The 22,885-nt window shown below is 59.6% G+C and carries 19 protein-coding genes and 1 tRNA gene; 7 read left to right on the top strand and 13 right to left on the bottom strand.

Annotated elements, in window-relative coordinates:
- Positions 1 to 2 precede the first annotated feature (2 nt).
- From VWZ85_RS03540 to VWZ85_RS03515, 6 genes are all read right to left on the bottom strand, one after another.
- Positions 3 to 737: an ATP-binding cassette domain-containing protein gene (locus VWZ85_RS03540; RefSeq protein WP_340546992.1), complete on the bottom strand. Its 735-nt coding sequence runs from the start codon at positions 735 to 737 to the stop codon at positions 3 to 5.
- Entirely contained in the window at positions 734 to 1,951 is a 1,218-nt protein-coding gene (locus tag VWZ85_RS03535; protein WP_416537699.1) for an alanine racemase, read from the bottom strand. Before VWZ85_RS03535 ends, VWZ85_RS03540 begins: the two co-directional genes overlap by 4 nt.
- Positions 1,952 to 1,964: 13 nt before the next feature.
- Positions 1,965 to 2,912: an ABC transporter permease gene (locus VWZ85_RS03530; protein ID WP_340546990.1), complete on the bottom strand. Its 948-nt coding sequence runs from the start codon at positions 2,910 to 2,912 to the stop codon at positions 1,965 to 1,967.
- 69 nt (positions 2,913 to 2,981) lie between these two features.
- The gene (locus VWZ85_RS03525; RefSeq protein ID WP_416595425.1) at positions 2,982 to 4,043 is read right to left on the bottom strand and encodes a substrate-binding domain-containing protein; all 1,062 of its coding nucleotides are present in this window, start codon (positions 4,041 to 4,043) and stop codon (positions 2,982 to 2,984) included.
- Between the two features lie 29 nt (positions 4,044 to 4,072).
- Positions 4,073 to 5,326, bottom strand: a complete 1,254-nt coding sequence (locus VWZ85_RS03520) for a M20 family metallopeptidase (protein WP_416587138.1) — start codon at positions 5,324 to 5,326, stop codon at positions 4,073 to 4,075.
- The gene (locus VWZ85_RS03515; protein WP_416534429.1) at positions 5,323 to 6,543 is read right to left on the bottom strand and encodes an ROK family transcriptional regulator; all 1,221 of its coding nucleotides are present in this window, start codon (positions 6,541 to 6,543) and stop codon (positions 5,323 to 5,325) included. Before VWZ85_RS03515 ends, VWZ85_RS03520 begins: the two co-directional genes overlap by 4 nt.
- Positions 6,544 to 6,824: 281 nt before the next feature.
- Between VWZ85_RS03515 and VWZ85_RS03510 the strand changes: the two genes are divergently transcribed.
- The 5 genes from VWZ85_RS03510 (at position 6,825) to VWZ85_RS03490 (ending at position 11,575) form a co-directional block, all read left to right on the top strand.
- Positions 6,825 to 7,514: a fumarylacetoacetate hydrolase family protein gene (locus VWZ85_RS03510; RefSeq protein WP_416587136.1), complete on the top strand. Its 690-nt coding sequence runs from the start codon at positions 6,825 to 6,827 to the stop codon at positions 7,512 to 7,514.
- A gap of 328 nt (positions 7,515 to 7,842) precedes the next feature.
- Entirely contained in the window at positions 7,843 to 8,886 is a 1,044-nt protein-coding gene (locus VWZ85_RS03505) for a TRAP transporter substrate-binding protein (protein WP_340546985.1), read from the top strand.
- Between the two features lie 72 nt (positions 8,887 to 8,958).
- Positions 8,959 to 9,543 carry a TRAP transporter small permease gene (locus VWZ85_RS03500; protein WP_340546984.1) on the top strand — a complete coding sequence of 195 codons (585 nt, stop codon included), beginning with the start codon at positions 8,959 to 8,961 and terminating at the stop codon, positions 9,541 to 9,543.
- The gene (locus VWZ85_RS03495) at positions 9,540 to 11,045 is read left to right on the top strand and encodes a TRAP transporter large permease (RefSeq protein WP_416587134.1); all 1,506 of its coding nucleotides are present in this window, start codon (positions 9,540 to 9,542) and stop codon (positions 11,043 to 11,045) included. The genes VWZ85_RS03500 and VWZ85_RS03495 overlap by 4 nt, the downstream gene beginning before the upstream one ends.
- 89 nt (positions 11,046 to 11,134) lie before the next feature.
- A complete protein-coding gene (locus VWZ85_RS03490; protein ID WP_416587132.1) occupies positions 11,135 to 11,575 on the top strand; it encodes an acyl-CoA thioesterase in 441 nt (146 codons plus the stop codon).
- Positions 11,576 to 11,605: 30 nt separating this feature from the next.
- Here the strand turns inward: VWZ85_RS03490 and VWZ85_RS03485 are convergent, their stop codons facing one another.
- The gene (locus VWZ85_RS03485) at positions 11,606 to 12,832 is read right to left on the bottom strand and encodes a winged helix-turn-helix domain-containing protein (protein WP_416587130.1); all 1,227 of its coding nucleotides are present in this window, start codon (positions 12,830 to 12,832) and stop codon (positions 11,606 to 11,608) included.
- Positions 12,832 to 13,857, bottom strand: coding sequence for a LacI family DNA-binding transcriptional regulator (locus tag VWZ85_RS03480; RefSeq protein ID WP_340546980.1), 1,026 nt, complete (start codon positions 13,855 to 13,857; stop codon positions 12,832 to 12,834). The genes VWZ85_RS03485 and VWZ85_RS03480 overlap by 1 nt, the downstream gene beginning before the upstream one ends.
- Positions 13,858 to 14,003: 146 nt before the next feature.
- Here VWZ85_RS03480 and VWZ85_RS03475 point away from each other — a divergent pair.
- Both VWZ85_RS03475 and VWZ85_RS03470 read left to right on the top strand, forming a co-directional pair.
- Positions 14,004 to 14,080 (top strand) — tRNA-Arg (locus VWZ85_RS03475).
- Positions 14,081 to 14,312: 232 nt separating this feature from the next.
- A complete protein-coding gene (locus VWZ85_RS03470; protein WP_416548992.1) occupies positions 14,313 to 14,864 on the top strand; it encodes an SGNH/GDSL hydrolase family protein in 552 nt (183 codons plus the stop codon).
- A 104-nt stretch (positions 14,865 to 14,968) separates the two neighbouring features.
- On the opposite strand, the gene VWZ85_RS03465 is transcribed toward VWZ85_RS03470, so the two are convergent.
- The 5 genes from VWZ85_RS03465 to VWZ85_RS03445 all read right to left on the bottom strand — a co-directional run bounded on the left by VWZ85_RS03465 (position 14,969) and on the right by VWZ85_RS03445 (position 22,873).
- On the bottom strand, positions 14,969 to 15,508 hold the full coding sequence (locus VWZ85_RS03465) for a toxin-activating lysine-acyltransferase (RefSeq protein WP_416537690.1): 540 nt from the start codon (positions 15,506 to 15,508) through the stop codon (positions 14,969 to 14,971).
- A gap of 40 nt (positions 15,509 to 15,548) precedes the next feature.
- Entirely contained in the window at positions 15,549 to 20,633 is a 5,085-nt protein-coding gene (locus VWZ85_RS03460) for a hypothetical protein (protein WP_416587127.1), read from the bottom strand.
- A 509-nt stretch (positions 20,634 to 21,142) separates the two neighbouring features.
- Positions 21,143 to 21,757, bottom strand: a complete 615-nt coding sequence (gene ureG / locus VWZ85_RS03455) for an urease accessory protein UreG (protein WP_416534437.1) — start codon at positions 21,755 to 21,757, stop codon at positions 21,143 to 21,145.
- On the bottom strand, positions 21,754 to 22,413 hold the full coding sequence (locus VWZ85_RS03450; RefSeq protein ID WP_416534438.1) for an urease accessory protein UreF: 660 nt from the start codon (positions 22,411 to 22,413) through the stop codon (positions 21,754 to 21,756). The genes ureG and VWZ85_RS03450 overlap by 4 nt, the downstream gene beginning before the upstream one ends.
- A complete protein-coding gene (locus VWZ85_RS03445; protein WP_416542641.1) occupies positions 22,403 to 22,873 on the bottom strand; it encodes an urease accessory protein UreE in 471 nt (156 codons plus the stop codon). The genes VWZ85_RS03450 and VWZ85_RS03445 overlap by 11 nt, the downstream gene beginning before the upstream one ends.
- Between the last annotated feature and the right edge of the window lie 12 nt (positions 22,874 to 22,885).

The raw sequence follows: 22,885 nt of genomic DNA, 5'->3' as shown, positions 1-22,885 counted from the left end.
TTTCATTTTGAGACGCCGGTGATCATCGAGACGATTTCATTCTTGTCCGTCTTGTCTGTCTCGCGGATCCCGATCTGCTCGCCGCGGCGCAGGACACAGATACGGTCCGACAGGCGGAAGACCTGATCGAGACTATGGGAGACGATGAAGATTGCGAGGTTGCGTGCTTTCAGCGATTCAACTGTTGCTTCGACCCGGGCGGTTTCAGCGACGCCAAGCGCGGCAGTGGGTTCGTCGAGCAGGATTAGTTTTCTTGCCCAATGCGTTGCGCGTGCGATTGCGACACCCTGGCGTTGTCCCCCTGAAAGGTCGCGAATCGTAGCGGATGCGGACGGGATGCGCACATCCAGTTCACGAACAAGCGCGTCCGTTTCGGCGATCATTCTCTTGCGATCAAGCAGCCGCAGCGGCCCCTTCACGGGTTCACGACCAAGAAAGAGGTTCATGTAGACAGTCTGTTGATCGGCCAGTGCCAGATCCTGATAGACAACCTCTACCCCCCGTTCCCGAGCAACTGACGCGTCAGGAAAGTTTGCTGGCTTTCCATCCAGAAGCATCTCGCCTGAACTGGGTGTGTAGACACCTGAGATCATCTTGATGAGAGTTGATTTGCCGGCGCCGTTGTCGCCGACAAGGGCCACGACTTCACCTGCGAGCATGTCGAGCGAGAAATCCTGGATCGCCGTGACTCCGCCAAAGGATTTGCGGATATTTCTGAGTTGAAGAACCGGGGTCATCTTGTCGCATTCCGGATTCTGGGCCAGGGTTCTGCCTGCCCGTAGCTGTTTTCGATCGACACCACGCGCGGCTTGCCCTTCGATACGCCCTCGATGCCGACCGAGTGGGCGCGGGTGACGAAGGCCTGGCCGCGGAAGCCGAAAACGACCGTGTCACCGGGTGCGGGAGCGTTGGCGCCTGTGGCGTCGATCATCCCGTAATAGTCAATCGCAGATGGCGGCGGGATCTCGACGCATCTCAAATCAGTAGTGTCTACGCTGGGGGATGTGGTGACCAATGCCTTGATGTCATATTCGGGAAAGACCGGATCGACATATAGACCTCCGCCGAAGCAATAGGCGCGGCCGCCATGAAGGTGGCTGACCTCGCTGAGGTAGAGAACAGCTGGCATCTCGGGCAGATCCTCGACGGCATGGAGAGGTGTCGTGCCGTGCAGCCCGTTGCCGGGTTCGACCTGGGTTGCTCCGGCTTCAGCAAGCGCCTCAAGTGTGACAAGAGATGTCGTGCCGGGTGCGTTGATTTCGATCTTGTCAAAGCCCGCGCGTTGCAGAGCATCAGCGGTCCGCTTCAGGGTGCCAAGGTTTGGTGTATGTCTAATCTTGCCTGTGGTGTGGTCATAGAGCTGCGCAGGAAACGTGGTGATGCCAGCGAAACGCGCGCCGCTCAGCTGGGACATCCAGCCTGCGGCTGCGACCGCATCCTCTGCGGGAAACCCACCTTCATGACCGCGATAGAATGTATCTCCGGCGGTCTGCACACGGGCAAGCAGTGGTTGTTCGCGTCCGGCTGCCAGTGCGGCCTCTGCCGCCTCTGCCGCCTTGGCCTGCGAAAACACGGTCCAGTAATCGGGCGTAAGTTGTCGCGCTGCCATCGCGGCTTCTGCGCGCGGTACCTGCACGAGGTGGCCGAGGTGCCCGATTTTCAACCCGGCGTTATGGCAAGCGATGGCGCAGGCCATATCGACAGCAACCGCGCGATCAATGCCGCCAGCCATCACGGCGCGGCAAAACCCCGAGTTGCGGCTCACCTGCTTGGTCATCGCGAAGACCTTGAGGTCAAACTTATCGGCTTCCGCACGGATCAGGCGTGCGTTTTCTGCAACCGCGTCCAGATCAAGAACGTAAGAGTTCGCGGGGATTTCGCCCGTCCTGTGCAGCATCTGCGCGGCGAGGACGAAATCGGGATTTCGACGGCGAAGGACATCGAGGAACATGTCTGTTTTCCTTTCAGCGGTTCGGTTCGCGTAGTGAAACGGCGACGGCGGCCAGAACGATCAGGCCCTTGATGATCATCTGCCAAGAAACAGATAGCCCCATCAGGATCAGCCCGTTGGACAGCATACCCATCATTAGGCTTCCAACGAGCGCGCCAGGAACGCTGCCTCGTCCGCCGTTCAGGGCGGTGCCGCCCACGATGACGGCGGCGATGACAGTCATCAGATCGCTTTCGCCCAAGGTGTAGCGGGCTGACTGGAGACGTCCGGCATAGAGCAGACCAGCCAAGCCGGCGCAGGCCCCGGATACCATAAGCACCGACAACCGCAGGCGAGCGACGCGGATGCCCGAGACCAGGGCCGCGCGTGGATTGTCGCCGGTTGCCAATACATGGGCCCCATAGCGCGTTTCACGAAATACTAGATGTCCGATCAACAGCGCTAGAATGGTCCAGATCACAAGCGAGGGGATGCCGAACAGTTTTCCGCCGCCAAAAATGCCGATGAAAGCATCGGCGGTGACCGGGATGGATTGCAAATTGGACAATTCACGCGCGATGCCCGCTACGACACCCATCGTGGCCAATGTAACAAGGAAGGAGGGAAGCCGGGCATAGGCGACGATGGCCCCGTTGACAAAGCCCACCGCCATGCCTGTTGCCAGCCCTGCGGCGACGCCAATAGGCCAGGGCGCGACCCGCATGACCATCGCGGCGACGATCGCCGAAAGTGCGACCGCGGCACCGAACGAAAGGTCGATCTCGCCCGCTGCCAAGACAAAGACCAGTCCAATCGCGAGCACCGTTGCCGGAGCTGTCTGTAAGACGATGTTCGTCAGGTTCTGGGGGGAAAGGAAGCCACGGTCCCAAAGCATCGCGGCAAAGAAGAGGAAAATGAGCACGAAACCCGCATAGACGATCAGCCCTTGCAGAACGGCCCGGTTAGGAAATTTTGGCGACATGGTCTCCGTCCAATTGCGGGAATTCATCTGGGCCTGCGCCCGGATCGCTCCGGGCGCAGCGGGGGTAGATTATTGCTGCGCGTCGAGAACCGATTGCGGCGCATCCAGATTCAGCGATTGGTTCCAACCTTCGTTGACATTTTTGGCGGTAACCGAGACGGCCGGTGCAACGACAAAGGGCGGGTTGTCGAGGTCGAGAACCCCGCGCGCCCCGGCAGCGGCCATGGCGCGCCCGAGCTCATAGGCCTCATCGGCAACGATGCCGACGACATTGCCGCCCTTGACCATATCGAGAGCAATCGGCTCAGACAGGTCGAGCGTCACGATACGGGTTGAGCTGTTGCCGTTTGCGCGCAGCGCGGCGAGCACACCTTCGGCCGGACCTGCCCATGTCACGTAGATCCCACCGATGTTGGGGTTCTGCAACAGCATGGCATTCGCGATTTCCTCTGCCCTTGCGGGATCGCTGATACCGGCCTCGGCGACAATCTCCATCCCGGGATAGTGGGTTTCGATCGTCGTCTTGAAGGCATTGTCGCGCTGGTTCGTCACGTAGTAAGCGGCGTCGTGAAAGATCCAGCCCACGTCGCCTGTGCCGCCCATCGCGCCCGCCAGAATGTCGGCTGCCTGCTTGCCCATCTGGAACAGATCGTCGGTCACGATGGCGGCATAGTCGGCAGGATGCTCGTAGCCGGACGGGAGGTTGGAAAGGAAAACCAACTCGACACCGGCGTCGCGTGCTTTCTTGAAGGCCGACGCAGATGCAACGGGGTCGAGCGGCAGGGACAAGATGATATCGGGGTTGAGCGCGAGCGCGGTTTCGATGTCCGCAAGTTGACGCGCACTGTCAAAGCCGGCTGATGTCGTGGCAACCACCTCGATACCAAGCCGGGTGAATTCATTGGTTGCGCCTGCGGTAACCGCGTTCACAAAGTCGGATTGATCGTGCCAGAGCAGCGCCGCCCTAAGGCCCCGGGATTGCAGCTGGCTCGCCTGCGCATCATCAACAATCACAGCCGAGGAGGGGGTTGCCGCCTCTCCCGAGGGTCCGACGGTCTGGGCCGATGCAGGCATTGCCATGAAGGCAAGTACCGACAACGATGCAAGAAGATTTCTGGAAGTGCAATTCATGGTCTCTCTCCCTGTTGTGGCCCCTGTGTTCAGTCGGACCGAATTCCACATGTGAGTGCGATGAAGGCTGCGAAGGCGACAATCCCGTCGTGGTAATCCTGCAGGGGAACGCGTTCGTGGTTCGTATGGCAGATGCTGATATCGCCAGGTGCGCAATAGACAGTCGGCACGCCGATCTTTGCTGTCAGAAAGGGCATTTCCGACCAGAAGGGCGCACCTTCAACTGCACCGCGATCGGGCCGTACGGCCGCGATGGAAGCAGAGAGCTGCCGGACCATCTCATGATCGGCTTCGATCCCGGCCGGGGAGCCGCCTAGCGGATGGTCGCGACCGGCGGTGAAATCTATTTTGACGCGGATGTCCTCAGCAATTGCGGCGCGGATCACGGCTTCCAGTTCCGAGGTGGCGGCATCAAGGTCGTCACCCGGCAGAAGCTTGCCAATCAGCGAAAAGCGGCATTCTCCGGGAACAGCAATCAGCCCCCCGGCTTCAAGCCCCGTTACAAGGATGTTGCTGCGCCCCAGAAGCGGATGGCTGCCAGCGGCCGAAATTCGATCCGAGTGATCCCAAATCGCCTGAAGGACCTTGTGCGCGGCCTTCAGGGCGTCGCGGCCGAGCTCCGGTCGGCCAAAATAGGCGGATTGGCCCGTCAGCACGACCTCCGCGATATAAAATCCGATCTGCACCGGCAGGATCTGCAGGCGGGTAGGTTCGACATAGACCGCCAGATCCGGACGCGGCAGTCCGCCCGCCAGCACGCTTTCTGTCCAATGGCGAACGCCTGCGCTTTTTCCGCTGCCGGGTTCGCCGCTTTCCTCATCTCCGACAAATGCGAAAGACACCGTTCCCAGAAGGCGGATACCCGCCCGGTCCAGAAGATCGAGAGCGGCGAGCGATGTGCAAATGCCAGCCTTGAGATCGGCAGCGCCGCGCCCCCACAGTTCGCCGTCGATGATTGTCGCGCCAAAGGGGTCCTGTTGTGGTTTGCCAGCCCAATGATCGCTCCAGTTGCCTGGATGAACAACGTCCGTATGTCCGATGAAAAGAAGGTCAGGACCATCGCCACCCTCGCGCCGTCCTGTGATGTTCGGCCTCCCTGGACTGAAGTCTTCGACCGAGGGCGACAGCGATAGACGCTCCATTTCGGGACGCAGCATGTCAACCATCGCGACCTCGTCCCCAGTCACGGAAGCGGCGCGAACAGCCCGGGCCAGCAGATCGTTGACCACCGCCCGGTCAAGATGTTGGCTCAGGAGCGTGATCAGGGGGCCATGCGCCGTCATTCTGCGGAACCCGCAAGTTTGCCCTGTTTCGGGGTCGGCAGGGTAATGACCGCGCCGGGCGCAGATTTGGCGAACAACTCGGTATGCAATTCGGTCAGTCCAACAGCGACGGCTCCGCTCAGCGCGGCGTGATGGCCGAGTTGGGCAGGTTCGATCCTGATCGGGAAGGGAAAGCAGCGCTTCAGCTCATCGCGGGTGGCGGTCAGGATTTCGGGACGGGACCCAATTGCTCCGCCGAGGATGACCACCTCGGGCGCCACCACGGCGCCAATTGCCGCAACTGCCCGCGCCATTTGAGTTGCGACTTTATCGAGGACTTCCCGAGCCGCGACCTCACCAGACGCGGCGGCATCAAATATCGCCGGTACGTCGACATCTTTACCAGTCGTGGCGAGATATGCCGCGCGAATGCCATGCGTGGCCGACACTCGTTCGAACGCCCCGACCCGCAGGGATTCTTCCTCGAAAGGATCAGCGCCGAACGGTAGATAGCCAAGTTCCCCGGCGGCTCCCGATGCGCCTCTTACAAGCGCTCCGTTTACGATCAGCCCTGCGCCAACCCCGGTCCCGAACGCGATCAGGGCAACGTTGTCGATGCCATGGCCTGCGCCAAGCCAGTGTTCGCCGAGTACTGCGAGGTTAACGTCGTTTTCAAGCAACGTCTTTGTGCCCGTTGCCTCTGATACCGCGGCGCGAAAATCGATCTGATCGATTCCGGCAATATTGGGGGCGAAGTTCACCTTTCCGGATAGGACGTCCGGCACACCGGGGCAGCCGACCACTGTCTGTCTGACAGTGTTGGCGGCCACATTTCCCTCGCCGATGGCGCGGCTGACCAGGTCTCCTATTTGATCGGCCACATGACGCCCGCCATCTGGATGAGTGGGGGCTACGACCTCGGCGACAATAGTACCAGCGAGATCGACGATCGCGACGCGCACCTTGGTGCCGCCAAGATCGACCGCCGCCATAAAGGCGCTTTCCGGTATCAGTTCATAGGTGGTCGCCGTGCGGCCGACATGACCAGAGGTCCGGCCCGTCTCGCGAATCCAGCCTTCGCCTTCAAGGATACGAACTAACTCGGAAACTGTCTGCTTCGACAATCCGGTCTGCTTGGAGATTGAGGCGCGAGAGATCGGACCGCAATGGATGATGTCCTGCATGACCGAGTACAGCGCCACCTGCCTGGAAAATGAGGTTTGCTGGGTCGATTCCATACATCACCTATTAGTTCGTTCTGCATATGAACTAATAGGTGGCTGGTTTGAGTGTCAAGCGACAATTGCCGTTGTGCTGGTGCTCACGAGGTGGTCCGGGCGATGACTCGATTGCCGGTAAGCTGCGTCCTGCGATCGGGGGGTGGATCATCCGGTTGGGGGTCGCGCTGTTATGGTGAGGTTGCTAGGGTGCGGCATCTGAGTTTGGTGGCCGGTGGTGACCTGCGGGAATCGCGAGGGTCTGGCCGGTTCGATTTCCCCCAATCCGAAGGGTCTCTACCATGTCTAAGCCGTTGTTCGATCTGCCGCCGGTGCCTGCCATTCCGCTGGAGGGGCGCGAGGAGGTCTGGCCGGTTGGCCGCATTTTCTGTGTCGGGCGAAATTACGCGGCCCATGCTGCGGAGATGGGGGTGGAGGTCGACCGGGAGCAGCCGTTCTATTTCACCAAGTCGGCCTGCCACGCGGTATTGAGTGGCGCGGAGCTGCCCTATCCGCAGGGGACGGAGAATTTTCACCACGAAATGGAACTGGTCGTCGCGATTGCAGCGCCGCTCACGGATGCGACGGCCGCAGAGGCGCGGGCGGCGATCTGGGGATATGGCTGCGCGCTGGACATGACGCGCCGGGATCTGCAATTGCGCGAACGCCAGAAGCAGCGCCCCTGGAGCCTGGGCAAGGATCTGGAGGGCGGCAGTGTCTTTGCGCCGCTGCGTGCGGCATCGGAATGGGGGGAGCCTCAGACGCAGCGAATCTGGTTGCGGGTGAACGGAGAGATCCGTCAGGACGCCTCTCTCGCGGAGCTGATCTGGTCGGTCGAGGAGATTCTATGCCATCTTTCTGGGTATTATCATCTGCGGCCGGGGGATCTGGTGATGACGGGCACGCCGGCGGGGGTTGGTCCTGTTGTCGCAGGGGATCATATCGAAGGCGGTATTGATGGGCTGACATCTGTGCGGTTGTCGCTGCGATAGGCGAAAATAGCGCGTCATGTGATCAGCGCGGCGAATTTAGCGATCAGATGCAACCATGCCGTGATTTATGTAACTTGAATACTTCTTGTTTGAAGGTTTCTGTAACGTATTTTTGTTTCATCGACCCGGCAGGCTGAAGCATTTTCGCGAAATCATGCAGTGCAGATACATAATCATCTGTTGATGGTTACAAATGCACCTAATAGCTGAGGGTGTCAGGGGACGTTTACGGCCGGATGGCTGGATAGGCTGTGCGTTGGGTTTGTTGCATCAGGGGCATCTGATCGCGATAGTTACGAAAAGACATAAGGTCAGAGGGAGGAAACATATGACCACTCGGAGACAACTACTTGGCGCGGCAGGGGCCGTTGCACTCATGGTGATGGGCGCGACCTCGGCGATGGCGCAGGAGGTGACGCTGAAGCTGCACCAGTTCCTGCCGGCGCAGGCAAATGTGCCCAAGCTGATTCTGGATGTCTGGGCCGACAAGGTCGAGGCGTCTTCGCAGGGGCGTATCAAGATCGACCGCTATCCGTCCATGCAGCTGGGTGGCAAGCCACCAGAACTGATGGATCAGGCCATTGATGGCGTGGCAGATATCGTCTGGACCGTTGTGGGCTATACCCCCGGCCGCTACCCTTCGACCGAAGTGTTCGAACTGCCGTTTATGATGACCAATGCGCGTGCGGCATCGCACGCCTATTGGGAAATGTTCGAGGAGCATATGAAGGATGGTGAATTCAAGGACGTGAAGATCCTTGGCACCTGGGTTCACGGCCCCGGCATCATCCATACCACGGATCCGGTGGAACAACCGGATGATCTGCGTGGGATGAAGATCCGCGGCGGTGGCCGTTCGGTGAACGCGCTGCTGACGGAACTGGGCGCAACCCCGGTGGGTATGCCGGTTCCGGCTATCCCGGAAGCCCTGTCCAAGGGCGTGATCGACGGCACCACCATTCCGTGGGAAGTCACCACCGCTCTGAAGGTGCCGGAGCTGGTCGAGAACCACACGGAATTCACCGGCCGCGCGCTCTATACGCTGACCTTTGTTCTGGCGATGAACAAAGAGAAATATGAGAGCCTGCCCGATGATCTGAAAAAGGCCGTGGATGAGAACTCCGGTCTGGAGTTCTCGGTCTTTGCCGGTGGCACCATGGCTGATGCCGATGATCCGGCGCGGGAGTTCGCACTGGATGAGGGCAACAATGTCATCACACTGGATGAAGAGCAGACCGCGATCTGGCGCGAAGCCGCGAAGCCGATCTACCAGCAGTGGCTCGACGACATGAAGGCAAAAGGCATTGATGGCGACGCGCTGCTGGAGCAGGCGACCTATCTGATCGACAAATACACCGCTCAGCATAACTAACTGAGCGCAAGACTGGTGGACCTGCGCCTGCATCTGTCGCAGGTCCACCCCACCTGAAAGGGTAGGCTTTCCATGCACAAGCTGATGATGGGACTGGCCAGAACAATGGCCATGGCGGGCGGTATTGTCTTATCGCTTCTGATCCTGCTGACCTGTCTGTCGATTGCCGGGCGGTTGCTGAACGGGGGGCTGCATGGCGCCCTGATGCAGAGCATCGCGCCGGATCTGGCCGAGTGGCTGATCGCCATCGGTGTCGGGCCGATCAATGGTGATTTCGAAATTGTCGAGGCAGGCGTCGCCTTTGCGATCTTTGCCTTTTTGCCATTGTGCCAGATCACGGCGGGCCATGCGTCGGTGGATATTGTCACCAACAGTTTCCCGCGGGGGGCCAAACGGTTCCTGAGGATGGCGACTGAGATCGTCTTTGCGGCTGTGCTGGTGCTGATTGCGGTGCGGCTTGGCGCGGGGATGCTGAGCAAGTTCGAGAACGGCGAGACCTCCTTTCTGCTCGAGTTTCCGGTCTGGTGGGCCTATGCCGCCAGTCTGGTCGCGGCCAGCGTGGCCGCCTTGGTGGGCCTCTATATGGCCGCCGTCCGTACGATTGAATTCATGACTGGCCGCATCCTTGTCTGGGACGGCGTGGAGGGCGAACAGTGACTGCGCTTGAAATCGGGATTGCCTCATTTCCCGTCCTGATGATGCTGATTTTCCTGCGGGTTCCGATTGGCCTTTCGATGTTTCTGGTTGGGCTGGTCGGGCTGATCATCGTGACAGATGGCACTCAGGTGGCCTTTGGCCGGATGAAGAGCGAGACCTATTCCACCTTCTCCTCATATTCGCTGACCATCGTGCCGATGTTCCTCTTGATGGGCCATTTTGCGACGCTGGGTGGCATGTCCACGGCTTTGTTCAAGGCGGCTGAAGGCTTCCTGGGGCATAGGAAGGGCGGTGTTGCCATGGCAGCAATCGGGGCCTGTGCGGGCTTTGGCGCGATCTGTGGCTCCTCGCTGGCCACGGCGGCAACCATGGGACGTGTCGCGCTGCCTGAACTGCGCAACTACGGCTATGCTGGCGGCTTCTCCACGGCGACGCTGGCGGCAGGCGGTACGCTTGGCATTCTGATCCCGCCCTCTGTGGTGCTGGTGATCTATGCCATCCTGACAGAGCAGAACATCGCAAAGCTGTTTCTTGCCGCCTTTATCCCCGGTATTCTGGCCGCCATTGGTTATGTGATTGCGATTTCTGTCTATGTCCGGGTTTTCCCCGGCAGCGCGGGGACGCGCCCCCCGGTTCCCTGGGGCGAGCGGTTTGCGGCGCTGTTCCACGTCTGGCCGGTTCTTCTGGTTTTTGGACTGGTCGTGGGCGGGATTTATCTGGGCTGGTTCACCCCGACCGAAGGCGCTGCGGTTGGTGCCTTGGGGACCGGGCTGATTGCCTGGCTGAACGGTGGACTCAACCGTGAGACCCTGACCGATAGTTTCATGGTGACGGCGCGCTCGACCGCGATGATCTTTTTCATCGTGCTGGGTGCGGGGTTCTACAACGGGTTTCTGGCCCTGACCAAAGTCCCGCAGGAGCTGGCTGATTTCGTGGTCTCCCAGGGTCTCAGCCCCTGGGTGGTGCTGATGCTGATCCTTGCCTTCTATCTGGCCTTTGGTTGCCTGATGGACAGCCTGTCGATGATCCTTCTGACTATCCCGATCTTTTACCCGGTTATTTCCGCGATGGATTTTGGTCTGGTGAATCTGCCCGCGATGCAGGCCGATGCGGCGATGGAGGTGCTCAAGGCTGGCGTGCCACAGGGGATGGGGGCTGAAATGCTCGCCTCGATCCAGGAGGCGATTGCCACTGGCACCGAACTGACCCGCGACCAGATGAAGGAGCTGGGCATTCGTGTGACCAAGGGCATGGCGAACCGGCTGGAGACAGAATACGTCGCCATCTGGTTTGGCATTCTGGTTCTGATCGTGGTCGAGGTTGGCCTGATCACCCCGCCGGTGGGCATGAACCTGTTCGTCATCAACGCGATGGATCGCACCACCCGGATGGTCGACACCTATAAGGCGGTGATGTTCTTTGTCGCCTCTGACCTGATCCGGGTTGTGATATTGGTGGCCTTTCCAATCATCACGCTGTTGCCGTTGATGTTGATGCGCTGAAAGTTGATGATCCTGCAAGGTGGCCATCCGTCCCGGCGGGTGGCCGTTCCCATTGTGAACACTGTGACACCCCAGAGCCGAGGCCCAGAATGACCGACAGCCAGACCCCTGACTTTGTGCATGAAATCCGCGTCGGTTGGGGTGATTGTGACCCGGCGCGTATTGCCTATACCGGTCATCTGCCGGGGTTTGCGTTGCAGGCGATTGATGCCTGGTGGGAGCAGCAGCTGGATGGTGACGGCTGGTATCAGATGGAAATGGATCGCGGTACTGGCACGCCCTTTGTGCATATGAGCATTGATTTCCGCTCTCCCGTCACGCCGCGCCACAGGTTGGCCTGTGCTGTCTGGCCGGTTGCGCTGGGGCAGAAATCCGTGACCTTCCGGGTGGAAGCGCGGCAGGACGGTGTTTTGTGTTTTGAGGGCAAATTCGTCTGCGTCTTTATCGAGCCGAGCGATTTCAGCGCCAGGCCCGCGCCCGCAGATTACCGTGCGGTGATTGAGCCGTTGCTGCGCCCCGACCTCGCCTAGGGCGCGTTTTGCCCGTTGTTAGAGTCGAACTCATAGGGGATCGCGTTGCCAGCCATCCGCAAATGTCACCCGCTCCATCTCTGTGAACCGGCGAATTCGTTCCAGTTCGGCCTCCAACCGATTCTGCCGTGCCGGAGACCATTTGATGCCCAGTTCGGGCCAGAGCGCGGTGATATGTAGACAGCCCGCCAGATCACCCGCCTGCCGGTGTGCCTTCATGTCGATGCGGCCGACCAGACGGTCCCCCTCCATCAGCGGAAAGACGTAGTAGCCGTAGCGTCGTTTCTCGGCGGGGGTGAACACCTCGATCCGGTAGTGAAACCCAAACAGCCCTTCCGCGCGTTTGCGGTCGCGCAGGGCAGGATCAAACGGGCTGAGGAGGCGCATTCGGCCCGGTGGTGGCGGCAGGGCGGCGGCCTGCCCGACGGCGCCGGGGCGGGCAAAGACACGGCGGCTGCGCCCGTCCGAAAGCGTGATATCCAGCGGTTCGATCTGCCCGTCCGCCAGCGCCTGTTTGCACCATGCGGCGCATTCCGCCGGTGAGGCCGTCGCCCAGAAGGCAGCCAGTTCACCCGAGGTGGCAAAGCCGAGCCGGTCCAGCGCCGCATTGCACAGCCAGTCCAGCGTTTTCTCCGGGTCGGGCGACCCTTGGGCGGGGAGGTGACGGGTGTCGATAACCCGTTCGCTCAGGTCGTAGCGTTTCTGAAAGCCACTGCGTCCGACCACGGCCAGCGCGCCGGAGCGCCAGAGGTATTCCAGCGCGGTTTTTGATGGATGCCAGTCCCACCAGCCGCCGGATCCCTTGGCTTCATCCTTGCCCACGTCGGAGGAGCTAACCGCGCCGTGGTCGCGAATGTGGTCCAGAACATGCTGGAACTTCGCCTCATAGCCGTCGCGGCGCCAGTTGCGGTATCTCTTGCGCAGAACCTCTGCGTCGCGACGAAACCGCAAGTGCCAATGCGGGTAGAACTCCATAGGCAGAACGGCAGCGTCATGGGTCCAATGTTCGAACAGGCGGCGTTCCTGTTCATAGAGCCGTTTCAGCGCCGCAGGGCGATAGCTGGGCCTGCGGGAGAACAGGATCATGTCATGGGCGCGGGCCACCGTGTTGATGCTGTCCAGCTGAACAAAGCCAAGCCGGGTGATCAGTTCCAGCAGCGCATCACCCTTGGCAGGCCCGCTGGGTTGCTCCAGCAGGGCGTGCCGATCCATGAACAGGCGCCGCGCGGCCCGATTGTCCAGCCGCGCAACCGCCATCAGCGCCGCTTGAGCGTATCGCCGAAGGTGATGGTAGGGGTCAGGGTCACGTGTTTTTCGATCTCCTGATCCGGGTTATCCAGCTGCGCGGCGATGATCTCTGCCGCCTTGCGTCCGATTTCCAGACGGCAGGCGTCCATCGTGGCCAGCTGCCGTGGCAGCCCCTGCAACAGCTCCACTCCGTTGAACCCGGCAAGACCGATCTGACCGGGGATGTCGATCTTCTGATCCATCAGGTAGAGCATGCCACCCGCGCCAATCATGTCGTTGGAATAATAAAGGAAATCCAACTCAGGCGAGCGTTCCAGCATCTCCTGCGTCATCTCGCGGCCCTTTGCGAGGGCGGAACCGCCGGAGTAGAAGGCGCGGTCTTCGATCTCGACCCCTTCTTTGGCGAGCGCCTCGGTGAAGCCTTCAAACCGTTTGCGGGCGCGATGGTCCAGCGGCATCTTGGTGCCCATGAAACCGATGTGGCGATAGCCGGCTTTCAGTATGGCCTTGGCCATCTCACGTCCAGCGCGGCGATGGGAAATCCCCACCATCGCATCCACCGGCTTGCCATCGGTATCCATGATTTCCACCACCGGAATACCAGAGGCATTGAGCATGGCGCGCGCCGCCTCCGTGTGCTCCAACCCGGCAATGATGACGCCAGAAGGTCGCCAGGACAGCATCTCATAGAGGACTTTCTCCTCTTTCTCCGGCTGGTAATCGGTCACGCCGACCACAGGCTGTAGATCCGTGTTTTCCAGCACTGAGTTGATGCCGGTCAGTACCTCCGGGAAGACCATATTGGACAGCGACGGGATGATCACGGCCACCAGGTTGACCCGGTTCGAGGCAAGCGCACCGGCGATCTTGTTCGGGACGTAGCCAAGTTCCTTTGCGGCGCTCAGAACTTTTTGTCGGGTTTTTTCCGACACATCGCCCCGGTTCCGCAACACGCGACTGACGGTCATTTCTGAAACCCCGGTGGCTTCGGATACGTCACGAAGGGTGAGCGGGCGCTTGTTGTCCGTTGTCACGTCGATGGCCTCACATTGTTGTTGTTGTTACGTTAGCGCAGACAGAGCACGCTGCACAATGGGGCGCAGCCGTTGCAAAATCCAATTCCACAGGATTGTCTTGCCATGGTGGGTTTGCTATCGCGTAAACAGGCTGGCCCTGATCAGGCCCCGTGGCTCAACTGGATAGAGCAGCCCCCTCCTAAGGGGCAGGTTGCAGGTTCGAATCCTGCCGGGGTCACCAAAATTGCACGGCTGCCTGTCTCAATCATGACATTCGGCAGGTGCGGGGGCGCCCTGCCTTATTCTGACGCGATGTCGATCCCGTTGACAGGGCGCTGTCGGATTGACCTCTGCGCGATGCGATTTAGCTCAGGCAGATGAAGTACTGGTTGATAATCGGCCTGGTTTTTCTGGGGGCCTGCGGGCGCGGGGTTCCTGAGAATGCGCGCATTGTTGTGGCGGGCGACTCCGTCATGGCCTGGAACCGAAATGACAGTGGATCCGTTGCTGATCGGCTGGAAAGTCGGCTTGGCGAACCGGTTGGCGATGTCTCGCTGTCGCTTGCGCGGGTGACCGGCGGGCGCGGGGCGTTGCACATACCCACGCAGTTGAAACCAGTGTCAGCGGAGTGGGTCGTGCTGAATGGCGGTGCCAATGACCTTCGCAGCCGCGATTGTGGCTGCAAGGTTTGCGATGTCGAACTTGACCGGCTGATTTCCGCGAGCGGAACGCAGGGTGCCATCCCGGAACTGGTCTCGGATCTGCGCCGTCGCGGATCGCGGATCATCTGGCTCGATTATTACACCTCTCCGCGATACGCGGGTACGGTCTGTGTTGCGCCCTACCAAATTCTGGAGGAACGGCTGGCGCGTATGGCGGCAGCGGATGCGGGCGTGACGCTCCTCGATATGGATGCGGTGTTTCGCCCCGACGACCTGTCGCTTTTTGCGCCTGACCGGATTCACCCGTCGCTGCGGGGGTCAGATCTGATCGCAGGACAGGTTGCGCCGCTGCTGAGGCGGTGACAGGCGAAGATCCTGTGGACCCCCGGGGTTGCCACCCCGACGCCCCGGCCGGGAGCGGTCGGGATTTGATATCGGGGCGGCGGGGGGCAGCTATCGACGCGCGATCAATCCTCGGTGCTGAGACCGGAGAGGAAGAAGTCCTGACCGAGCTTGGGATTGCTGGCCAGACCTTCGACCATGTCTTCGTAGTATTTTCGTTTGATGGCGCGGCTTTCCTGCTTTTCCAGGCCATGACCTGTGAAGGAGGCGATGCGTGCGGTTTGATTGTCTTTCTTGACCCGCAGCGCCCGTGCCACTTTGTCCGGGTAGCGCTTCACCAGGGCGCTGCGCAGCGCCCAGGAGTATTTCGGCGAGAACGGAGAAATCCAGTCGATGAACCAGAGCCGGTCACCGCTGTTCCAGCAATCCGGATCGAGGTGGTTTGGATCGAGGATATACGCCGCCTCCGTCTCTTCGTCGAGCAGCGCCCAGCTGCAATACGCAACCGGGAAACCGTCTCTTTCGACTATGTAATACTGCTGGCTGGCGATCGCAGGCAGGATAAACCCTGCCTGCTGGCTGACCCTCCAGTCCCGGTGCAGGACGGAATTGGACCACAGCCAGGCGATCTTGCCATAAGTCTGGAAGTTCTGTTGAGAATCCATGGTCGTTCTTTCCTGCTTCCGGTCAGCTGTGGTCACGGCGTTAGACAAAGACAAAGGAGTTTGCCCCCAGCTCGTCGATTTCCACGCCATGAAGGTCGATCAGGTCGCCATCCGAGGTCTGGATACGGGTGTGGGTCTCCTGACCATTTGCACTTGCGACGACCGAGATGTCAAAATCAGCCACGGAGCCGCCAAAGTCAAACATCAGCTTGTCCTCACCAACGGTGAAATCGGTGATCCGGTCCGTGCCGTGACCTGCGCGGAACACAAAGGTATCGAAGCCTTCGCCCCCAGCAAGCCGATCATTGCCAGCACCCCCCTCCAGCAGGTTTCGCCCTGCGGTGCCGATCAGATCATCATCGAAGTCGGAACCGATGACGCCTTCGAACCCGGAAATCTGATCGCCGACGATATAGTTGGTTGGCGACGGGATCAGCTCGGAGGTTTGTTGGGCCAGGTTGATACGAACGGCAGTCGAATGGCCCTCATAGCTCAGAACATCGAAGCCTTCGCCACCATTCATTGTATCGGTGCCTTCGCCGCCGATAATGGTGTCGTCGCCTTCCCTGCCGTCGATCAGGTCGGCCCCGGCGCCGCCATCAAAATAGTTGCCACCGGCATTGCCTTTCAGAATATCCGACTGGCTGGTTCCGACAACACCTTCGAAGTTGCTGACCGTGTCGCCTGCAAGCCATTGGCTGCCATTCCAGTATTGCGCAAACTGTTGATGCCCAGGTTGGGTCGAGGCGAGGTCGAACTGGATAGCAGATGCTTCCCCTTTGTAGCTCGCGACATCAAAGCCGGCGCCGCCGTCCAATACATCCAATCCCGCGCCGCCGACGATGACGTCATTGCCCGCCTTGCCGGAAATCGTGTCCGCCCCGGCGCCGCCTTCCAGGTAATTGGCATCGTTGTTGCCGATTAGCTTGTCATCCAGAGAGGTTGCAATCACACCTTCGAAATTGCTGTAGACGCCGGCAGTCGTCAGAAGCACCTCTTCTCCGGTGTGGGCGTCATTGTAACGTACGTGCTCTGCGTGCAGGCCGATACCCAGCTCAAATTTGATACCGATTCCATAGCCTTCGCGGCTGTAGAGATCAAAGCCGGCGCCGCCGTCGATTGTGTCATCCGACAAGCCGCCATCAATGATGTCATCGCCGCCCTTGCCGTCGATATTGTCCTTACCTGACGAGCCAATGATGATATCATCGCCCTCAGTCCCGTTGATGCCGGTCAGAGAGTTTCGATCGACATCGCGAATATTCAGGAGTTTGTTCAGGTCGAACAGGCCGTCGTAGCTGAGCAGTGCACCGCCGCTCTCTGCGTCCGTTAGTTTACCCAGCTCATCGCCGAAACTGCTGGTTTCATCTCCGTTTTGAGGCGTCTTCCAGACGTCGTCCGAGTTGCGGAAGGCGTGGTAATTGGCCCGCAGCGTGGTGAAATAGCTGCTCGGTGACGCAGCTGACGTGCTGTCAAAGCTCCCCAGCGCACCATGGCGGAAGTCGACGTTTGCGCCGTTCGAGTAGACGACGTTGACCCCGAACGAGTCTGCACTGCCCGCTTGTTGAAGGATTGCATTCAGATCAGCTTTTGCCAATCCATCCAGAGTGGTCCAGCTATCTGTGTTGGTGCTCAATGCCTGGCTGCTGGTCCTCAATCCCTGCGGTGCGAGGAAGTAGTCCTCGACCGTAAAGGAGAAGTCTTCACTAAGCGAGATGACCAAATCGTCGCCATAGGAATTGAACCAGATCTCACGGTCGTCGCGAACGTGGATGTTGAGGAGGTCGCCGGCGATATCTTCGGCCTCTGGCCCGGTGATCAGATGATGGCCCCGGCTGCCGCCCCCGAAGTTGGCCGGGAAATAATTGACGTTGTAGATGTCCCGCCCTTCTCCGCCGACGATAATATCGTTGCCGGTAATGAAGTCGTCATAGGTGAAGTGATCATCGCCCGCGTCACCATACAGGTAGTCGTCCTTCGATGATCCCTCAATCGTATCGTTGTGTTCCGTCCCGAGGAGCGCAACCGACCCGGAATCCCAGGCGACATCGACGCTGATATCCAGCTCGGATGTGGTGCCATCTGCGTTGACATTGGTGATGCCGTTATTGATCGCAGCCCGGTATTCGGACAGGGAATGGACGATGGTATCGCCCTCAGCGCCCTCGGTGTCCAAAACGATATGCGCGGCTTCTGTATTCCAGACATTGAGCCTTTTCAGTGCAGTATCATCCGTGCTTCTCAGGATATTCGTGAGCGACGCCGCGGTTTTTGCAACCTCCTCATCCCGGTTTTCGGTCACCAGAGGAATCAGGGCTTCTGCCATTTCGGTCGCGGTCTGTTCGCGGATCTGGTCGACCTCAAGCTCATCGACAAAGCGCTGCAATGTCTGGCTGCTGAGCCCGATGGTATCTCCATCGTCTTCGCCGCCATCAATATAGAGCTCGTCTTTCTGGCCGTTCCAGTAGCTTTCCAGAAGTGCGTGTTTGAGGTTGATCAGATCGTCGCCCTCGCCGCCACCAACAACCTGAATTGAGGCGCCGACATCAATGCGGTCATCGCCGCCGAAGCCAAAGACCTGTTCAAGCTGTGTGGAGGTGTCGAGAAACATGAAGTCGCCCAGCGAGGAGCCATGCAGGATTTCGATATTGCTGAGGGTGTCGGAGACTGAGTGGATGCCACTGCGCTCGGCAAGCTCAACTTTGCGGAATTGTACAACCTCGGTGCGTTTGCCGTGGTTGGCAGTCTGCGAGTCGATGGATTCCTGATAGTATTTCGAACCTGCCGTGAGGTTCTTCGAGACATAGGTGCTGTCGCCGGATGCGCCAATGGAAAGCCCTCTCGAAAGTTCGCCACCTGACAGCCGCGCGTAGGAGGCGGTATCCTGCCCGGTGCCACCGTCGAAGGTGACCTGGCTTTCATAGGCGAACAGCGTGTCATCACCACCACCCGCGTTGATTTCGATCCCGACCTCCATCTTGTTGCCCATACGGTCTTCGGCGCTCGACACAACCTTCGACATGTTAAAGGTGGTCTGATTGTCGCCGTAGTCGCGGATATCCCAGCCGGACAGGTCGGTAATCTTGAGCGTTGTCTGATACTCGTTCTTGCCGGTCTCTTCGCGGCTGGTTTCCTCGGTGCCGGCGGAGAACAGCGGTGTTGTGAAGGTCAGGTAGGATTTGGCGCCATTGGCATTCGGCAGGTTGATAACATTGATATCGCTGCCCTCGGTCGGGGTGAGGCTGCGGTTGCCGGTCTGCCAGCCATTGGTCGTGAAGGTTTCAACGTAGTTCTTGGCGGTCTTGTTCAGCTCGCCACTGGTTTTGCTGATGGCCGACAATTCGATATCGGTTACATCCAGACCCTGGCCGCCAAGCGCAATCACCTGGTCGACATCGTCGTCCGCGATCAACTCGCCGAAGAACTCGGTGTAGTGGGCCTTGGTCTTTTCCTGTTTCTGATCAAAGCTGCCGTCGAAGAACTCTTCGACAGTCTGCGGATTGCCGTTCTCGTCAGTTCGGATCTTGGCGGCATATTTGTCGGCAATTCCTTCAAGCGCAACCTGTTCAAAGGCACCAACAATTGCCGAAATCGCACCACCAATCAGACCCACCGCAGCGGCGATCGGGGCGCCCACGCCGGTTGCCGCAAGTACGCCCGATGTGACGCCGGTGATGACGTCGAGCCCGGTGGTCACGCCATAGAATGCGGCTTCTGCGTCTTTGGATTCCTGGAGAAGGTCGCTCAGCAGGCCGGAGCTGTAGGTGTCGGCCTTCTGAATCGCGTCGATCCGATCCTGTTTCTGGTCAAATTCCGCCCATTTTGCCGGGTTGATCGCACCTACTACAGACCCGATGGCGCCGATAACCGGTACCGCCTTGCCAAGCACGTTAGCGGCCTTGCTGCCTGCCTTGACCGCAAGCTCTGCGATGCCGAGCACGTTCTCGACGGCCGCAAAGGCGAGCGCGGTTCCCTGCAGGCCGACCTCTGCCTGTACGACTTTGCGGGTTTCATCCGGCAGGTTCGGGTCGGCAAGAAGCTTAGCTGTGGGCACAAAGCTGGCTGCTGCGCCGCCAACCAGTGACAGTGCCGCAAAGCCCTTTGCGCCCTTAGCAAATTTCAGATGGCCGGCAGCGTCCAGGATGTCGCCGCCAGCGCTGAACACGGCTTCACCCAGGAAGCCTGCGTTAGCAGCATGGCCTTCGGGCGTGTTGTCGGGTTTGACGGCGAAAGCGGAGATCGCCTGACTGCTGCTCAGTAGATTGACTCCGGCCTTCAGCGAGGCGGTGCGGACGGTGCTGCTGTATTCCTGGAAGCCTTCTGTCTTCTCTCGGAGGCTGATCAGCTCAAGGGATTCACTGGAAATGGCTTCCAGCTCGGCCTTTGCATCTGCGGCAAGCACATCGCTGCCGGTGTAGGTCTCCGCCGCGTATTTCTTGTATTCTTCCAGCTTATCTTGCCGGGCGATTTCGAGGGCATCAATGCGCGCTTGCAGATAGTTCGCGTGGCTTTCGCTGTGGTCGGCGATATCGCCGCCCTTCTCAAATGCAGCAAGGTCGGTTTGCAGTTTTTCGGCTGCATCAAGAACGGTGCTGGTCCGGTAGATCTCTTTGCTGACCTTGTCGGCCGCTTCGGCGTCGAAATCCGCATGGTTCGGATCACTTAGGCGGTCGTGCTGCGCCCGGAGCACGTCCAGGTCGACCTGAAGCTTTGATATGTCGTCGGTGACATTACCCTTGATCGAATTGATGAACTGTTCGTTGGTATTCGCCAGTTCGCCAGCAGCATATTGTTGTTCGATGGCGGCGACGATCTTGCCGACGATTTTCAGATCTTTTGCGATGAACTCAGCCCATTGGGCTTCAAGATTGTTGTCCTCATCGTCGTTCACCAAATCCTTACCGGCGATCTTCCCTTTCAGGCTTTTGACCAGATTGTAGTTCCAGTTCGAGTAGTTGGTCGCCTTGCTGATGGCTTTGACTTCGGGAATGCCCAGCCCGGTTTCCAAGAAGGTCTGAACGGTGTCGCGGAACGACTCCCGTGCCTCCGGTCCCAGGTCCGAAAAGATCGCATCATAGGCGATGACAGAGGTTTCCAGAATTGCGGTTTGTTCTTCGTTCAGCATGTATCGCGACCTTTCTGACGGAAGCAGCCTGTAATCCAGTTTCGCTACGGTTGTGCCGTGCTTGGACACGCATAGGGATATTCACGCGCGCGGCTATATGGCCAAATCCTTGGACTGGATAAGGCCAGTTTGCGCTTGGTTCGAATAACGCGCTTATGTTCAGGCGGTTACCGGCATCTATTCGATCAGAATTATCTACAGCGTGGAGAGGGAAAAACGCGGAGGACCTATTCGTCGCTACAGGCCTCTGTCGCAGTTCTCAACTGAAGTGACGCATTTTGGTTTTCTGTAACATGTTCAGTGATTTGGCGAATCAAATTCGCCCATGACGGGAATCATCTGCGCGTTGTTGTCACCATCACACCGGCAGAGTTTGCTGCCGCTCTCCGTCTCTGATCAGCCTGCTGGGGCCGCCCAAAGACCGGCCGCCCACCAGGAGCCCAGCCCATGGCTTCAATATAGTTTAACACCCTAATAAGGTGAGTTGAGATTTGTAAATCGCGAGACGGCTAGCCGAGTCCGCCAAGGGTTTGGATCATCTCGCGGATCACTCCGACACCGTCGCGGGCCTTCAGATTGGCAAACAAAAATGGGCGATCCCGGCGCATTCGTTTTGCATCGCGCTCCATCACCGATAGATCCGCACCGACATGCGGGGCAAGGTCGGTCTTGTTGATGATCAACAGATCCGAGCGGGTGATCGCCGGCCCGCCTTTGCGGGGGATTTCCTCGCCTGCGGCGACGTCGATCACATAGATGGTCAGATCTGCGAGCTCGGGGCTGAAGGTGGCAGAGAGGTTGTCTCCGCCGCTCTCAATCAGGACAATCTCGAGATCCGGGTGGCGCTCCCGCATCTCCGCGACCGCGCCGAGGTTGATCGACGCATCCTCGCGGATGGCTGTATGAGGGCAGCCGCCGGTTTCAACACCCAGGATCCGGTCCTGCGGCAGGATCTGCAACCGCATCAGGGCCTCGGCGTCCTCCTGCGTGTAGATGTCATTGGTTATCACCGCAATGGAGTGGCTGTCGCGAAACACCTCGCTCAGGGCTGCGGTCAGGGTGGTTTTGCCCGCGCCAACCGGGCCGCCAATTCCAATGCGCAGGGGGCCGTTCAATGTGCTCATGTGCGAAAGATCCTTGAATGCTGTGTTTCGTGTTTCATCGCGGCAATGTCCGCAAGAAAGCAGGTGGAGGACAGGCGCTGGAGGTCACCATCCCCGGTTTGCTCTGCGATCTGCTGGCAGAGCGGCGCAAGGGCGTGGAGGATAGCCTGTGCGTCGCTTTGCCCGATGGGGGCAAGGCGCTGAGCCGCCGCGACGAGGTTTGCGGTGAATGCGTGCAGGTAAAGCGCCGTTGTGGCCTGCAAGGGCATCGAACAGCAATTTGCCGCAAAGCCGACAGCTACGGGATAGGTGAGCCTCGCGGCAACGTCTCGGTCGGTTCCGGGCCAGATGCTGCGGGTGATCTGGCAAAAGGCTGCGCCCTGAAGATCGGTTTCGCGGAGGCGTTCCAGGGATGGTGCATAGGCGCGGCATTGGGTGTCGATCCGCTGCACGGTATCGGCGTCCGGGGCGTGATAGGCCGCAGCGAGGAACAGCGCATCCGACCAGCCGCCGCCGTCGCGCAGAACCGTTGCGATCCAGTCCTGCACGTCGGCAGCCGAGCTGACCGCGGCGGAGGTCATCGCCCATTCCAATCCGTGGGAATAGCTGAACGCCCCCACCGGGTAGCCGGGAGAAAACCACTGCATCAGGGTCAGCAACTGTGCCTCAGTGGGCATGGGGCTGCCCCTGAGCGTCGCCATGGGAATGGCTGTGGGTGCGGCCATGACCATAGGCGCCGCCCTCGGGGGTGAAGGGTTCGACCACATCGCGCAATGTCGCGCCGAGTTTTTGCAGCATGTCGCGGATCACATGGTCGCGCTGGATCAGCAGACGATCCGCGTCGATCTGGCAGGGCATATGGCGGTTGCCGATATGCCAGGCTAGGCGCAGCAGGTGATCGCCGGTGACCTCCAGCAGCGGTTCGTTTGCCGGGTGCACGCCGATTTTGCGGCCATCGTCCAAGACAAAAGCATCGCCCATGTCGAGCGACAGCGTGGAGGGGAAATCGACCAGAAACCGCAGGCCACTATCAGAGGTCAGCACCCTGCGTCGCAGGAAACGATCCTCGTAGCTGAGGGTGATCCGGTCGTCGGCATCATGCGCGTGGACCTTGTGTTGGCTGAGGGGGAGTGACATGGGAAGGCTCCG

It is taken from the genome of Phaeobacter sp. JH20_29, from assembly GCF_048056175.1.
Classification (GTDB): domain Bacteria; phylum Pseudomonadota; class Alphaproteobacteria; order Rhodobacterales; family Rhodobacteraceae; genus Phaeobacter; species Phaeobacter bryozoorum.
The sequence above is the reverse complement of the archived record's forward strand: the minus strand, read 5'-3'. Positions and strand labels throughout refer to the sequence as shown.